Origin of the sequence: Shinella sp., assembly GCF_049651085.1 — a bacterium.
Lineage (GTDB): Bacteria > Pseudomonadota > Alphaproteobacteria > Rhizobiales > Rhizobiaceae > Shinella.
On the sequence record NZ_JBASBL010000004.1, the window covers coordinates 228198 to 242999 of the forward strand.

A 14802-nucleotide genomic window follows, 5' to 3' on the forward strand; every position below is an offset into this window, starting at 1 on the left:
AGCGACGAAAGGAATCATGACAATGAAAAAGCTTGTTGCAGGCATTCTGTCGCTCGCACTCGTCGCCGGTCTCGGCGTCTCCCTCGCCACGGCGCAGGAAGACAATGCCGCTGCCGGCGGTGCGGAGGCCGAACACGCCACCCCGCACTATCCGATCCACAAGCCCAAGGAGCAGGACTGGTCGTTTGCCGGCCCGTTCGGCAAGTATGACAAGGGCCAGCTTCAGCGCGGCCTGAAGGTCTACACCGAAGTCTGCGCGGCCTGTCATTCGATGAACCTGGTGGCCTTCCGCACGCTGGGAGACCTTGGCTATTCGGACGCACAGGTAAAGGCCTTTGCGGCGAACTACGAAGTCCAGGACGGCCCGGACGCCGACGGTGAGATGTTCACCCGCAAGGCTGTTCCGTCCGACTACTTCCCGTCGCCCTACGCCAACCAGGAAGCGGCTGCCGCTTCGAACAATGGCGCGGCTCCGCCGGACTTCTCGCTGATCGCCAAGGCGCGCGGCATCACCCGCGGCTTCCCGCAATTCGTCTTCGATATCTTCACGCAGTACCAGTCCGGTGGTCCGGACTACATCTACTCGCTGCTGACCGGTTACGATGAAGAAGCTCCGGCGCATATCGAAGTCGCGGACGGTACCTACTACAACCCGTACTTCGCGAATTCGGCTACGCTCGCCATGGCAAAGCCGATCTCCGACGATCAGGTCACCTATGACGACGGTTCGCCGCAGACGGTCGACCAGTACGCGCACGACGTCTCCGCCTTCCTGATGTGGGCCGCAGAGCCCCATCTGGAACAGCGCAAGCGCACCGGCTTCATGGTCATGATCTTCCTGGTGATCTTCACCGGCCTGATCTACCTGACGAAGAAGTCGGTCTACGCGAACAAGGAAAGCTGAGCGGCCTCACCGCTCTGACGAAAGGCGGCCCTCGGGCCGCCTTTTTTGTTGAGGGCGATCGCCGCACCTGCAATAACCGGGCGAAGCCCTCCGCAGCCGGGAAATCCCATGTCCACACCCACTCTCGAAAACGAACTCGTCGCCGCCATCCGCAACATCCCCGACTATCCCAAGCCGGGCGTCATGTTCCGCGACATCACCACATTGCTCGGCAATCCCCGTGCGTTCCGCCGCGCCGTGGATGAACTGGTGCATCCCTATGCGGGCATCGGTGTCGCCAAGGTCGCCGGCATCGAGGCGCGGGGCTTCATTCTGGGCGGTGCCATGGCGCACCAGTTGTCGACCGGCTTCGTGCCGATCCGCAAGAAGGGCAAGCTGCCGCACGAGACCGTGCGCATCGCCTACAGCCTGGAATACGGCGTGGACGAGATGGAAATGCACAAGGATGCGATCAAGCCGGGCGAGAAGGTGATCCTCGTCGACGACCTGATCGCCACCGGCGGCACGGCGGAAGCGGCCGTCAAGCTGCTGGGCCAGCTTGGCGCCGATATCGTTGCGGCCTGTTTCGTTATTGACCTGCCGGAACTCGGCGGTCGCAAGAAGCTGGAAGCGCTTGGCGTGGAAGTGCGCACGCTGGTTTCCTTCGACGGGCACTGAGCCCGTCGGCCATCACGTAAATTCCAGCACGGTGCTTTCAAAGCGGATGACGGGTTCGCCGTGCTGGTTTCTGCCGGCGCACAGGATCGTGTTGAGGAGCCGGTCCGGCCTCGAGGCCAGCGCGCGCGAGGCCAGCAGCGTCACCGAATAGCTGATCGTGTCGCCGGCAAAGACCGGCTTCAGCCACCCGAGCCCGGTAAAGCCCGGGGAGGGGCCGAGCTTCGGTGGAGCGATGCTCTCAGCCGCAAGGCGCTTGCATTCGCCCTTCCAGAACGACACGAAGCACTTCATCCACCCTGCGCTGGAGTGCCAGCCGGAGGCGCAGAGACCGCCGAACAACGCCTGCTTGGCCAGTTCCTCGTCGAGATGAAATGGCTGCGGATCGAAATCCGTCGCAAAGCGGATAATGTCTTCAGCCGTGAAGGTAAGGCTGCCGATCGTGACGGCCTCGCCGAACGGGTAGAGCTCAGCCATGCGCATGGTCGGCTCCTTTTTCGGCAAGACGCATCATGTTGATATAATCGCAGATCGCGACGATCTCGCCGCACTGGTTGGTGACCTCAGCGCGCATGCGCACGATGCCGATCTGCGGGCGCGAGCGCGACACGCGGGCATCCAGCACCTCGCTGTGGCCGCAGAGCGTGTCGCCCGCAAGTACCGGACGTTTCCATTCCATGCGGTCGACGCCGGGTGAGCCCTCGGAGGCCGAATGGCGAATATAGGCATCGTAGAGCATGCGCATCATCACGGCGCTGGTGTGCCAGCCGGAGGCGGCGAGCCCACCGAGGATGCTGGCGCGGCCGGCCGCCTCGTCGATATGCATCGGCTGCGGGTCGAATTCTTGCGCGAATGCGATGATCTCTTCGGCCGTCAGGGTCCGTGCGGTAAATTCGAAGCGGCGTCCCGGCGTAAAATCTTCAAATGTGTATGTCGTCACGTTCCATTCCGTCATGCTTTGCCGAACAATGGCGAGCATGACGGGGTTTTGCAAGCTCTGCCGACGCTGTCGGTTGCGCTCAAACGAAAACTGCCGCCCTTCGGGAAAGGGCGGCAGTGGATCCGGGATCGGCGAAGAGAGGCGGCTGCTTCAGGTGTTGAAGCGGAAGTGGATGACGTCGCCGTCCTGCACGACGTACTCCTTGCCTTCGTCGCGGCCCTTGCCGGCTTCCTTGGCGCCGACTTCGCCCTTGAAGGCGATATAGTCGTCATAAGCGATGGTGAAGGCGCGGATGAAGCCGCGTTCGAAATCGGTGTGGATCACGCCGGCGGCCTGTGGCGCCTTGGTGCCGCGCACGATGGTCCAGGCGCGTGTTTCCTTGGGGCCGACGGTGAAATAGGTGATCAGGTCGAGCAGGTGATAGCCGGCGCGGATGAGACGGTCGAGACCGGCTTCCGTCAGGCCGAGCGCCGACAGGAATTCCTCTGCTTCCTCCTCCGGAAGCTGGGCGACCTCGGATTCGATTGCGGCCGAGATGATGACGCATTCGGCGCCCTGTTCCTTCGCCATGGCGGCGACGGCTTCGGTGTGCTGGTTGCCGGTCGATGCATCGGCTTCCGAGACGTTGCAGACATAGAGAACCGGATGCGAGGTCAGGAGGTTGAGGCCCTTCAGGACTTCGATCTCTTCCGGCGCCAGCGTCTTCAGGAGAAGACGCGCCGGCTTGCCTTCGTTCAGCAGCTTGACCACGGCTTCCATGATCGGCAACTGCGCCAGGGATTCCTTGTCCTTGCTGGACGCACGCTTGCGGGTCTGCTCGACGCGGCGCTCCAGGCTTTCGAGGTCGGCGAGCATCAACTCGGTCTCGATCGTGTCGGCGTCGCCGACCGGGTTGATGCGTCCCTCGACGTGGGTGATGTCATCGTCTTCGAAGCAGCGCAGGACATGCACCACCGCATCGACTTCGCGGATATTGGCAAGGAACTTGTTGCCGAGGCCCTCTCCCTTCGATGCGCCGCGCACGAGGCCGGCAATATCGACGAAGGAGATGCGCGTGGGGATGATTTCCTTCGAGCCCGCAATGGTGGCGAGCGCCTTCATGCGCGGGTCCGGCACGGCCACTTCGCCGGTGTTCGGCTCGATGGTGCAGAAGGGATAGTTCGCCGCCTGGGCGGCGGCCGTCTTGGTCAGCGCGTTGAAGAGGGTCGACTTGCCGACATTCGGCAGGCCGACGATACCGCATTTGAAGCCCATGGAAGTGGTCCATTCGTCTTAAGAAAATCGTTGCCCTCGCTATGGGGGAAGGACAGGGCAGGGTCAAGACCTAGCGCCTCCGAGGCCTTGAAGTCCCGCCTCTTGCGATGCACAATAGCACAATAGGCCCACATCGCTCGAAGCCAATGGTACGAGGAGCTTGCGATGAGCAATGGCGACACGAGCCTCACCCCGAAGACCGAGACCAAGCCGAAGCTGGAACGGCCGAAGCTCTACAAGGTCATTCTTGTCAACGACGACTATACGCCGCGCGAATTCGTCGTGCTGGTGCTGAAGGCCGTCTTCAGCATGAATGCGGATGCGAGCTATCGCGTCATGATGACCGCGCACAAGCTCGGCACCTGCGTGGTGGTCGTCTGCGCCCGCGATATTGCCGAAACCAGGGCGAAGGAGGCGACGGATCTCGCCAAGGAGGCAGGCTTTCCGCTGCTGTTCCAGACCGAGCCGGAGGAGTAGCCGGTCTTCAATCCCCCTTGTTGCCGAAGAGCTTCTTCAGCATGTCCGCCATGGGCCCGCTCGTGGGCAGCGCCTTCGGCTGGGCGTGGTTGCGTGCCGCGCGGATATGGGACTGGCCAGCGGGCTGCTTCGGCGCGGAAGCCTTCTCCTCCGGCTTGCTGCCGGTGGCGAGCGCCAGCTTGTTCATCAGCTGCGAATCCTCGCCGCGCACCAGCATGTCGGCATTGATGGCCAGTTCGTCGAGCAGCGGATCGAGCCAGACATGGTCGGCCTTGGCGAAGTCGCCGAGCACATGGTTCGTCACAAGCTCCTTGACGCCGGGATGGCCGATGCCGAGGCGCAGCCGCCGGTACTCCTTGCCGCAATGGGCATCGATCGACTTGATGCCGTTGTGGCCGCCATGGCCGCCGCCGGCTTTGATGCGGGCCTTACCGGCGGCAAGGTCCAGCTCGTCATAGATCGCGACGATGTCCTTGGGGGCCAGCTTGTAGAAGCGCATCGCCTCGCCGACGGATTCGCCGGAAAGGTTCATGAAGGTCTGCGGCTTGATGAGCAGCACCTTCTCGCCCGCAAGCTCGCCTTCGGAGATTTCCGCCTTGAATTTCTTTGACCACGGCGAGAACGGGTTCTTTCTGTGGATGGCGTCAAGCGCCATGAACCCGATATTGTGGCGGTTGCCCGCATATTTTGCGCCCGGATTGCCGAGCCCGGCGATGATCAGCATGGAATGGTCCGCCAAAAGATGTGTCTGGTCTTCACCACCGCGAATGCGGCCGGAAGTCAACCGCCTGCGGTCAATTCTCCGTGCCGTGATGCGCCGTTCGCGCATTCGGCGGCAGGCCGTAGGCGGCGAAGATGCGGTCCTGTTCGCCGCTCACGATCAGCTTGTCCAGCGCTGCCTGAAGGCGCCCGATCACATCGGCGGGTGTATCCTTCTGGCAGGCGAGGCCATAGATCTGGCCGGTCATCAGCATCGCCTTTTCCACCGGCTTACCTTGTTTCACCAGATTTTCGTAGGTCTTGATGGAGGTCGGCATCAGGTCGATGCGGCCGGAGAGCAGCTTGCGGACGGAGAGATCGATATCGGCGGCCAGATCGATGTCCTTGAAGCCGAACTCCTCCAGCGCTTCCACGGCAAAGTCGCCGCGCTGCGAGCCGACCTTCATGCCGAGCGCTTCCTTCACGGTCGCCGGTCCCTTGCTGCCGTCCCGGCGCTTCAGCATCACCATTTCGTCTCTCAGCAGGGGAGTGACCCAGGCGAACTGTTTTGCGCGCTCTCGGTTGTAGCCAGCCGTGAAGGCGCAATGCATCGGCTGGTTCTGCGCCATGGCGAAGGCGCGGGCCCAGGGCATGATCTCGATTGTATAGTCGATACCGGCGGCCGCGGTGATCGCCTTCACCTGCTCGACCGTGATTCCGGCAATCGTACCGTTCGCAGAATAGTTGAAGGGGGCGTATTCTTCCGTGACGAAGTGCAAGGTTTCGGCAAGGGGTGCCGAATGTGAGGCGAGCGACAGGCCGAGCGTCAAAAGCAGCGTCTTCATCATCTCCTCCCAGGTCCTCTCAGGATGCCGCGGCCCGGCGTCCGGGCGCATCCGGCATTGCGAAATCGTCGAGCTTTTCCAGAAGTGCAGCAAGCGGCAGGGGCCTGCTCAGGAGATAGCCCTGGCCGAATTCGATGTCCATCGCCTGGAGGATGTCCCATTGCTCCGTCGTTTCGATGCCTTCCGCCACCACGGCGCAGCCCATCTGGTGCGAGATGGTGCGGATGCCTTCGACCAGCATCCGGCTCTTGCGGCGCACGTCCGGCTGATCGGAGGAAAGCGACCGTGTGAAGGACTGGTCGATCTTGACGATATCGACCGGGAAGCGGTTGAGATAGCTCAGCGAAGAATAGCCCGTGCCGAAATCGTCGAGCGCGATGCGGCAGCCGAGTTCGGACAGCGCGTCGAGCACTTCCTGCACGACCGGACTGTCGAGCATCAGCACGGCCTCGGTGATTTCCACGACGATGCGCGAGGGCGTGATGCCTGTTTCGAGCAGCAGCGCGGCAAGACGGGAGGGCAGGGTGGGCTCGAACTGTAGCGGCGAGAAGTTGACGGCCAGATAGGTGTCGGCGAGATCGTCCAGTTTCGAGATGACGGCGAGGCTCGCGATGGATTTCGCGAGAATGCAGTCGCCGATGCGCCCGATCGAGCCATTCTCCTCGGCGATGCCGACGATTTCGGCTGGCGGCAGGAGGCCGTACTCGGGATGATTGAGCCGCATCAGCGCCTCGAAGCCGGCAACGCGGCCGGCGGACAGGCTGACGATCGGCTGGAGATGGGCCGTGAACCAGTCCTCGCGCAGGCCCTGGTCGATGAATTGCTCGGTCTCCAGCCGCTTGCGTGCGCTTTCGACCATGTTGTTGTCGAAGAGCTGGATGCCGTTCTTGCCGCTGCGCTTGCGCGCATACATGGCCATGTCCGACTTCTGCAACAGGGCGGCGGCGGTGGACGCATGATCGGGATAGATCGCCACGCCGATGCTGGCGCTAACATGAAACTCCGCACCGCCCACGACGAGCGGTGAGCGCAGACTTGCCACGAAGCGCTCGCCGATATCGAGAGCAAGCTGGTGGGCATTGGGTGAGAAAAGCAGGATGGCGAACTCGTCGCCGCCAAGCCGGGCGATCACGTCATCGGTGCGCAGCTGGCGGCGCAGGCGCATCGTCACCTGGCAAAGAACGTCATCGCCGGCCGCATGGCCGAGATTGTCGTTGATCCATTTGAAGCGGTCGAGATCGACGAAAAGACAGGCGAGCGGCTGGCCGAGCCTGTCGGCATCGCCGATCATCCTGTCGAGCACCGATTCGAAGCCCTGCCGGTTGAGGAGCCCCGTCAGGTGATCGGTAATTGCCTGGTGATGGTTGCGGTTCTCCGCTTCCTTGAGATCGGTGACATCGGTCATGACGGAGAGCGAGAGCGCCTGCCGCCCGCTACTTGCCCCGGTTTCGGTTTCGAGGATCAGCACGTCGATGACGCTGTGGTCGGCGCAGCGGAAACGCACCGTGACCTCGCAGATGCCGCCGTCCGTGCCGTTTGCGTGGCGGTTGCGATAGGTTTCACGCCATTCATCGGCGACGAAATCGGTAAATTCCTGTCCGATCACCTGCTCGCGGCGGTAGCCGGTTGCGGTCAGCCAATAGTCGCTGACGGCGGTGATGCGGTTTTGCCCGTCGATCGAGAAGAGCATGGCCGGCGTGAGGCTGTAGATGTCTGTTGCCCGGGCATGGGCCAGCTTCAGCTCTTTTTCCTCGCGTTCCAGCTTGCTCTGCATCTCGTTGAAGTTGTGGGCGAGTGCGCCCATCTCGTCGTTCGAGGTCCAGTCGACATGATGGCGGGAGCCGAGCCGGCGGGTCGCCTCGATTGCCCCCGTAAGCCGCATCAGCGGCCGGATGATGGTGATGCGGTTGCCGATGATCGCGGCGGTGAAGAGCGTTGCCACGGCGAAGAAGAAGATGACGAAGATGCTTATCTCGTCCTTCGTGAAGCGCGAGAAGAGGCCCTCTTTCCCGAGCCAGATTTCCGCCGTGCCGACGTTCTTGATGCCGGCGGACGCCTTGTAGAGAATGTCGGCCTTCACGATGGAGCGGGCTTCATCCGGATCGGGTGCCCTGGCCGGTTTGCGCACGTCGATGGCACCGGACGTATCGCGCACAGCCACGAAGCTGATGCCGGCTTCGGCCTGCAGGTCGGTGACGATCTGGTCGATGCTTTCCTGGTCGAGGTCCCACAGGGGTTTGCCGAGGGCCTGGACGTTGGCTTTGAGCAGGACTTCCGTGTTCAGCAGGCGCTCGCGCGCGACGCGATCAGAGGAGAGGATGAGGAACAGGACGAAAAGCGGAGCGACGAAGACGAGCAGGGCGCCGATGACGATGGCAATGAAGCGGCTTTCCACCGAATGCATCTTCATGCCGGTTTCCTCCCTGCCGCTTCGCGAAGCCAGCCCATGAACGCCCCTCTTGGCTTTCGTCATTTTTATGTGGCTAGATTTTCATCAAAATCTTAAATGTTGCTGAAATCCCGATCTGAAAAATGCTGAAAATTCAACCATTCCGCCGTGACGGCGCAGACCCTTCCGACAAACAAAAACCCCGCGTCCGGAGGACGCGGGGTTCAGGAAAGATCCTGTCGAAAGGATTACTCTGCGGAGGTTTCCGCTTCGTCTTCCTTCAGGCCGCCGGCCGGGGTCGCGATCGTGGCGATCGTGAAGTCACGATCGGTGATGACCGGGCTCGTGCCCTTCGGCAGCTTGATGTTCGAGATATGGACGCTGTCACCGACCTTGAGACCAGAAAGGTCCGCGGTGAGGGCATCGGGAATGTTGCCGGCAAGGGCGTGCAGCTCGACTGCGTGGCGAACGACGTTCAGGACGCCGCCGATCTTGATGCCCGGGGACTTCTCTTCGTTGATGAAGTGAACCGGAACTTCGACCACGACGTTGGTGTTACCCGAAACGCGGAGGAAGTCGACATGCATCGTGAAGTCGCGGACCGGATCGAGCTGGTAGTCCTTCGGGAGAACCTTGATCTTCTCGCCGTTGACGTCGATCGTTGCGACCGTCGTCTTGAAGCCGCCAGCGTGGATGCGCTGCGTGACGTCCTTGGTCGAGATGGCGATGGCAAGCGGGGACTGCTTGTCGCCGTAGATAACTGCAGGAATAAGACCGTTGCGGCGAAGTTCACGGGAGGACCCCTTACCAACCCGTTCGCGCGTTTCGGCCTTGAGCTCGTAAGTTTCGGTGCTCATGGCTTTACCTTTCGTGTGTTACTGGAGAGTTTTCCACGGAAGGCGTGTTCGCCGGCCGCGCAAAACTTGAGGATTTCGTGAAAACCTCACCCGCATTGCCTCCAAGGGTGTCTACGCGGACGGCGCTCGATAAACGAGAATGCCCGGAAATGCAAGGCCTCGGCCCTGATTGACACGGTGCCGCCGTGATTGGATGTTCCGGTTGTAGCCGTTCGGCAAGGAGACGAGAATGAGAATGCAAATCCTGATGGCCACGGCCGGCCTTGTGCTCGTGTCCACGAGTCCAGCCTTCGCCCAGGAGATATCGCCCGCCGAAGCCGAAAGCATCCAGCAACGCCTCACCCGCTACCTGCCGCAGGAGATGATCGATGCCGGGCTCGTCACCGTCAAGGCGGCGACCTCGTTCTACGAGCTGCGGTTCAACCCGACGGCGCTGCTCGACAAGGCCAGGACCGGCGCGGTGCAGCTTGAGGGCCTGAAGCCGATGACGGCCTATATGCGGCCGAGGCCGGAGGGCACCTATCATATCGAGGCGAAGGACAGTTTCGACATCAAGGGCTCGGTCGATGTCGCGGCCGGCAAAAACTCGTTCTCCTATCTCGTCGACACGATGAAGCTCGACGGCATCTACGATCCGGAAATCCTCTATTTCACTTCGGCGGACTGGTCGGCAAAGCGGCTCGCCTTCTCCTCAACGTCGCCGAATGAAAGCGTGACGGCGAGCTTCGGCGAGACGGCGATGCGCGTTTCTGCCGAGAAGAAGGATGCGGGAACGCTCGATATTTCCTCGACCGGGGTGATGAAGGCGTTTGCAGAGACGATCACCAGCGGATCCTCCGGCCGGATCGATATCGGCGCGGACACGGTCGACATCGACGTCAGCCTGGACGGCGCGCGCTACAAGGTCGTGCAGGACCTCGTCTTCTTCGCGCTCGACAACATGCACAAGGACAAGCTCGATACGGCGGACGCCGCGAAACTCAAGGACCTGTTGCGCGCGTCCCTGCCGGTCTTCGACAACCTGACGGAGACGATCAAGGCCTCGAACGTCACGGTCGGAACGGACAAGGGCACCTTTGGCGCGCAGACCGTCACCTATGACCTTGCCATGAACGGCATCGCCCATTCGACCCGTTTCGGCTTCGGTTTCGGCGTGGACAAGCCGACGCTGCCGGCTGGCGTCGTGCCTGCGGCTTACGAAGGTGCGGTGCCGGAGCGGGCGACGTTCAAGGCGGCGGTCACCGATCTCGACCTTGCCGGCGCCGTCACCTATCTCGTCGAACATGCAGACTTCACCAAGCCGAAGCCCTTGACGGACGAGCAGAACAGGGAAATTGGCCGCATCATCATGCCGGGTGGGGCGATGACGGTGGAGTTCGAGGATGTCTCGGCTATTTCGCCGATCTATGACGTGCACCTTGCCGGCAAGATGGTGCTCTACCCCGAGGAAAAGGATCGCCGCAGCGCCGACGTGACGCTGACCATGCGCAGCTTCGACAAGACCATCGCCTATCTCCAGAAGAACATCGCGGCTGTGCCGCAATTCGGCCAGGCGTCCTTCGCGCTTCTGATGATGAAGGGGCTTGCCCGCGATGCGGGCGACGGCGCGCAGGCCTGGGATCTGACGGTCGGCGAGGACGGCAAGGTGCTGATCAACGGTCGTCCGCTGCCGTTCTAGCCGTGGAATTTACGCCCGCAGCTTGCCGGAAAAGCGGGTAAGCGCCAGCATCAGGCCACCCGCGATCAATCCCCAGAAGGCGCCGGAAATGCCGGCAAATGAGACACCGGAAGCGGTGACGAGGAAAGTCACCGCCGCGGCCTCGCGGCCGTCCGCCTCCTTGAAGGCGTTGAGGGCCGAGTTGGCGAAGGCGCTGATCAGCGCAAGACCCGCGACGGCCTGGATGAGGATCGGCGGGGCAAGGCTGACGAATGCCGTGACCGCGCCCGCGGCAAGGCCGAAGATCACGTAGAAGACGCCCGCATTGATCGCCGCCCAGTAGCGCTTGGCCGGGTCGGGATGGGCATCGCTGCCCGCACACATGGCGGCGGTGATGGCGGCGAGATTGACGGCATGGCCGCCGAAGGGGGCGGAAAGCAGCGAGAAAAAGCCGGTTACGGCAAAGAGCGGGCCGGGATTGGGCTCGTAGTGGTTCACCTTGAGGACCGCGATGCCCGGAATGTTCTGCGAGGCCATGGTGACGATGAAGAGCGGCAGCGCGATGCCGACGAGCCCGGCGAGCGTGAAGGAAGGCGTGACGAATTCCGGTTTCGGCAACAGCGAATCGGTAAGGCCGGCAAGGGCCCCCTCCGGCATGTCGATGCCGAAGGCCAGCACCGCGACGAAGGCGGCGAGCGCCGCCGGCACGGCGTAAAGCCGGTTGATGCTGCCGACGACGACCCAGGCGAGGACGATCGGCAGGCCGAGCAGCGGATCGAAGTCGATGGCCTTCACCGGAGCAAAGCAGAGGCCGATCAGGACGCCGGCGAGCATGGCATTGGCGAGCGTCGCGGGAATGGCGGCGACCATACGGCCGAGCGGCTTCCAGAGGCCGGCGACAACGATCAGCGCCGCGCAGACGAGGAACCCGCCGACGGCCGTCGCAAAGCCGCCCTCGACCGCGCCGGAGCTGGCCAGCAGCGCCGCGCCGGGCGTCGACCAGGCGATGGAGACGGGCAGGCGCGTCGCCACGCTGAGTACGATGGCGCACAGCCCCATCGATACGGACAGCGCCATCAGGCCGGAAGCGGCCTGGGCTTCCGTGGCGCCGACCCCGGTCAGGCCGTGCAGCACGACGGCGAAGGAACTGGCAAAGCCGACGAAGGCGGTGAGCAGGCCCATGAACAGGGCTTGGGCGGAAAAATCACGGAGCATGGCAATTATCGGAAAAGGTAAGGATGTGCACTGGTAACAGGCGTGGTGAGGCTTGGAAACAGGCTTGTCGCGATGGCCGCTCTCCCCATCCGGTGTTGCACCTTGGTCGTGCTGGACCGCTCGACGCAAACATGCCTATAGTCCGCTTGCGTTGTGTTTTTGTACGACGGTCGGTCGGAAGCTTTCGGGAGGAGGGTGGATGTCTGCGCGTTTCGATCACGCGGATCACGTTAACACCGTTGCGGCCCATGCCTCGGCTGCGGCGAGTTCGCCCGTTGCCGCCTCCTGGCGCCGTTGCCTCACCCTTCATGGCCTGTCTCCCGAAGAATCCCGTGTCCCGTGGCGGCTGACGGAACCCGAATTTCGCCTGGCGCGCGCGCGCTCCAGTGCGCTCATTGAAGAAGCGCGAGGCGAAATCGACCGGCTGTTCGCCACGGTCGGCAAAGCGGGCTGCTGCCTGCTCCTGACGGACGAACACGGCGTTGCGCTCGAACGGCGCGGGGCGGCGGGTGATGATCGCGATTTCCACGGCGTCGGGCTCTGGTCCGGCACGGTGTGGAGCGAGGCGAGTGTCGGCACCAACGGCATCGGCACGGCGCTTGCCGACGAGCGGCCGGTGCTCATCCTGCGCGACCAGCATTTCCTGTCGCAGAACACCGGGCTTTCCTGCGCGACCGCGCCGATCCGCGATCATACGGGCCGTATTGCCGCGGCCATCGACATTTCCACCTGCCGCGACGATGCGGGGGACATGACCATGTCCATCCTATCGCAGGCCGTGCGCGATGCCGCCGCCCGCATCGAGGCGGGGCTGTTCCGCCGGGCCTTTTCCGCGGCCCGCATCCTGCTGGTGCCGGTCGAGGGCCGCGCAGCGCCAGCGCTGCTTGCCGTCGACCGTGACGATCTCGTGCTCGGCGCCACCCGCGTCGCGCGGCAGGTGCTGGGTCTTGACGACCGGCGCATCGCGACGGGTATCGCGGCCTCCGATCTTCTCCACGAGGACCGGGCGGAGGAGGGGCGCGATCTCGACGATGCGGAACGTGCCGCGCTTCGCCGCGTCCTCACCCGCGCCGGCGGCAATGTCAGTCAGGCGGCCGACCTGCTCGGAATCAGCCGTGCGACGCTCTATCGGAAGATGAAGAAGCTCTCGATCAATTGATGCTGCATTGCAGCACAGGCTGTCGCATCGTCCTGTCTCAATTCTGAAACAGTCGCGGCAGCCATCGTCCCCAGCCCTCTACCGCAAGTCCCGGAAGCGCAGCACCATGCTCCCGACGACCCAATCCGGGTCATTTACGGGAGGAATGACATGCTGCACCAGAAGATCGTCGAAAACCCCTACAAGACGAAATACGGTAACTTCATCGGTGGCGAATGGAAGGAGCCCGTTGCGGGCCGCTACTTCGACAACATCACGCCGATCACCGGCGGCAAGCTCTGCGAAGTCGCGCGTTCCGACGCCGCCGATATCGAGCTGGCCCTCGATGCCGCCCATGCTGTCAAGGACAAGTGGGGCCGCACCTCCACCACGGAGCGCGCCAACATCCTCATGAAGATAGCGCAGCGCATGGAGGACAATCTCGATCTCCTCGCCCGTGCGGAAACCTGGGACAACGGCAAGCCGCTGCGCGAAACGCTCGCAGCCGACATTCCGCTCGCCATCGACCACTTCCGCTATTTCGCCTCGTGCGTTCGCGCGCAGGAAGGCACGATCGGCGAAGTCGATCACAACACCATCGCCTATCACTTCCACGAGCCGCTCGGCGTCGTTGGGCAGATCATCCCGTGGAACTTCCCGATCCTGATGGCTGCCTGGAAGCTGGCGCCCGCGCTTGCCGCCGGCAACTGCGTTGTGCTGAAGCCTGCCGAGCAGACGCCGTCCTCGATCCTCGTCTGGGCCGAACTGATCGGCGACCTGCTGCCGGGCGGCGTGCTCAACATCGTCAACGGCTTCGGCCTTGAAGCCGGCAAGCCGCTTGCCACCAATCCGCGCATTGCCAAGATCGCCTTTACCGGCGAGACGACGACCGGCCGCCTGATCATGCAGTATGCCAGCCAGAACCTCATTCCGGTCACGCTGGAACTCGGCGGCAAGTCGCCGAACATCTTCTTCGAAGACGTCATGAACGAGGACGACGACTATCTCGACAAGGCGCTCGAAGGTTTCGCGATGTTCGCGCTGAACCAGGGCGAGGTCTGCACCTGCCCGAGCCGCGCGCTGGTGCATGAGAAGATCTACGACCGCTTCATGGAAAAGGCCGTCAAGCGCGTTGAAAAGATCGTGCAGGGCAACCCGCTCGATACCGCCACGATGATCGGCGCGCAGGCCTCTTCCGAACAGCTGGAAAAGATCCTGTCCTATATCGACATCGGCAAGCAGGAAGGCGCCGAGCTGCTGACCGGCGGCGTGCGCAGCGATCTGGGCGGCGACCTGTCGGGCGGCTACTACGTCAAGCCGACCGTGTTCCGTGGTCACAACAAGATGCGCATCTTCCAGGAAGAGATCTTCGGCCCCGTCCTGTCGGTCACGACTTTCAAGGACGATGCGGAAGCGCTCGCCATCGCCAACGACACGCTCTACGGCCTCGGCTCGGGCGTGTGGAGCCGCGATGCGAACCGTTGCTACCACTTCGGTCGCGATATCCAGGCCGGCCGCGTCTGGACGAACTGCTACCACGCCTATCCGGCCCATGCGGCCTTCGGTGGCTACAAGCAGTCGGGCATCGGCCGCGAGACGCACAAGATGATGCTCGACCACTACCAGCAGACCAAGAACATGCTGGTCAGCTACTCTCCCAAGGCGCTCGGATTCTTCTGAGCGACCGCCCCTTCTCCACCCCTGTCGGAGAAGGCGACGAAGGGCGGGGGCCCTGTCCGCCTTTGCTCCTGCTCCAGCCCTCTCCCCGTTCGC

14 protein-coding genes are annotated in these 14802 nt (G+C 63.0%); 6 read left to right on the top strand and 8 right to left on the bottom strand.

The window, feature by feature from the left end:
* Nucleotides 1–22 precede the first annotated feature (22 nt).
* Together WA950_RS01550 and WA950_RS01555 are read left to right on the top strand one after the other, a co-directional pair.
* A complete protein-coding gene (locus WA950_RS01550) occupies nucleotides 23–904 on the top strand; it encodes a cytochrome c1 (RefSeq protein ID WP_424549910.1) in 882 nt (293 codons plus the stop codon).
* 108 nt (nucleotides 905–1012) lie between these two features.
* Nucleotides 1013–1561 carry an adenine phosphoribosyltransferase gene (locus tag WA950_RS01555; RefSeq protein ID WP_424549911.1) on the top strand — a complete coding sequence of 183 codons (549 nt, stop codon included), beginning with the start codon at nucleotides 1013–1015 and terminating at the stop codon, nucleotides 1559–1561.
* Between the two features lie 12 nt (nucleotides 1562–1573).
* Here the strand turns inward: WA950_RS01555 and WA950_RS01560 are convergent, their stop codons facing one another.
* From WA950_RS01560 to ychF, 3 genes are all read right to left on the bottom strand, one after another.
* On the bottom strand, nucleotides 1574–2041 hold the full coding sequence (locus WA950_RS01560) for a MaoC family dehydratase (protein ID WP_424549912.1): 468 nt from the start codon (nucleotides 2039–2041) through the stop codon (nucleotides 1574–1576).
* Nucleotides 2028–2498 carry a MaoC family dehydratase gene (locus tag WA950_RS01565; protein WP_424549913.1) on the bottom strand — a complete coding sequence of 157 codons (471 nt, stop codon included), beginning with the start codon at nucleotides 2496–2498 and terminating at the stop codon, nucleotides 2028–2030. Before WA950_RS01565 ends, WA950_RS01560 begins: the two co-directional genes overlap by 14 nt.
* Nucleotides 2499–2648: 150 nt before the next feature.
* Complete coding sequence (gene ychF / locus WA950_RS01570; protein ID WP_424549914.1) at nucleotides 2649–3752, bottom strand: redox-regulated ATPase YchF; 1104 nt, start codon at nucleotides 3750–3752, stop codon at nucleotides 2649–2651.
* 165 nt (nucleotides 3753–3917) lie between these two features.
* Here ychF and clpS point away from each other — a divergent pair, with 165 nt between their 5' ends.
* On the top strand, nucleotides 3918–4229 hold the full coding sequence (clpS, locus tag WA950_RS01575) for an ATP-dependent Clp protease adapter ClpS (protein WP_424549915.1): 312 nt from the start codon (nucleotides 3918–3920) through the stop codon (nucleotides 4227–4229).
* Nucleotides 4230–4236: 7 nt separating this feature from the next.
* Here clpS and pth read toward each other — a convergent pair whose 3' ends face one another.
* From pth to WA950_RS01595, 4 genes are all read right to left on the bottom strand, one after another.
* Nucleotides 4237–4953 (bottom strand): aminoacyl-tRNA hydrolase, encoded by a 717-nt coding sequence (gene pth, locus WA950_RS01580; RefSeq protein ID WP_424549916.1) that lies wholly within the window; start codon nucleotides 4951–4953, stop codon nucleotides 4237–4239.
* Between the two features lie 70 nt (nucleotides 4954–5023).
* Nucleotides 5024–5773: a substrate-binding periplasmic protein gene (locus WA950_RS01585; RefSeq protein ID WP_424549917.1), complete on the bottom strand. Its 750-nt coding sequence runs from the start codon at nucleotides 5771–5773 to the stop codon at nucleotides 5024–5026.
* A 19-nt stretch (nucleotides 5774–5792) separates the two neighbouring features.
* A complete protein-coding gene (locus WA950_RS01590; RefSeq protein WP_424550055.1) occupies nucleotides 5793–8177 on the bottom strand; it encodes a putative bifunctional diguanylate cyclase/phosphodiesterase in 2385 nt (794 codons plus the stop codon).
* Between the two features lie 233 nt (nucleotides 8178–8410).
* Complete coding sequence (locus tag WA950_RS01595) at nucleotides 8411–9019, bottom strand: 50S ribosomal protein L25/general stress protein Ctc (protein WP_424549918.1); 609 nt, start codon at nucleotides 9017–9019, stop codon at nucleotides 8411–8413.
* A gap of 229 nt (nucleotides 9020–9248) precedes the next feature.
* Between WA950_RS01595 and WA950_RS01600 the strand changes: the two genes are divergently transcribed.
* The gene (locus WA950_RS01600) at nucleotides 9249–10697 is read left to right on the top strand and encodes a hypothetical protein (RefSeq protein ID WP_424549919.1); all 1449 of its coding nucleotides are present in this window, start codon (nucleotides 9249–9251) and stop codon (nucleotides 10695–10697) included.
* A 9-nt stretch (nucleotides 10698–10706) separates the two neighbouring features.
* Here the strand turns inward: WA950_RS01600 and WA950_RS01605 are convergent, their stop codons facing one another.
* Complete coding sequence (locus WA950_RS01605; RefSeq protein WP_424549920.1) at nucleotides 10707–11891, bottom strand: benzoate/H(+) symporter BenE family transporter; 1185 nt, start codon at nucleotides 11889–11891, stop codon at nucleotides 10707–10709.
* Nucleotides 11892–12090: 199 nt separating this feature from the next.
* Between WA950_RS01605 and WA950_RS01610 the strand changes: the two genes are divergently transcribed.
* Both WA950_RS01610 and adh read left to right on the top strand, forming a co-directional pair.
* Nucleotides 12091–13050, top strand: a complete 960-nt coding sequence (locus WA950_RS01610) for a helix-turn-helix domain-containing protein (protein WP_424549921.1) — start codon at nucleotides 12091–12093, stop codon at nucleotides 13048–13050.
* 150 nt (nucleotides 13051–13200) lie between these two features.
* Nucleotides 13201–14709, top strand: coding sequence for an aldehyde dehydrogenase (adh, locus tag WA950_RS01615; protein ID WP_424549922.1), 1509 nt, complete (start codon nucleotides 13201–13203; stop codon nucleotides 14707–14709).
* The last annotated feature ends 93 nt before the right edge of the window (nucleotides 14710–14802 follow it).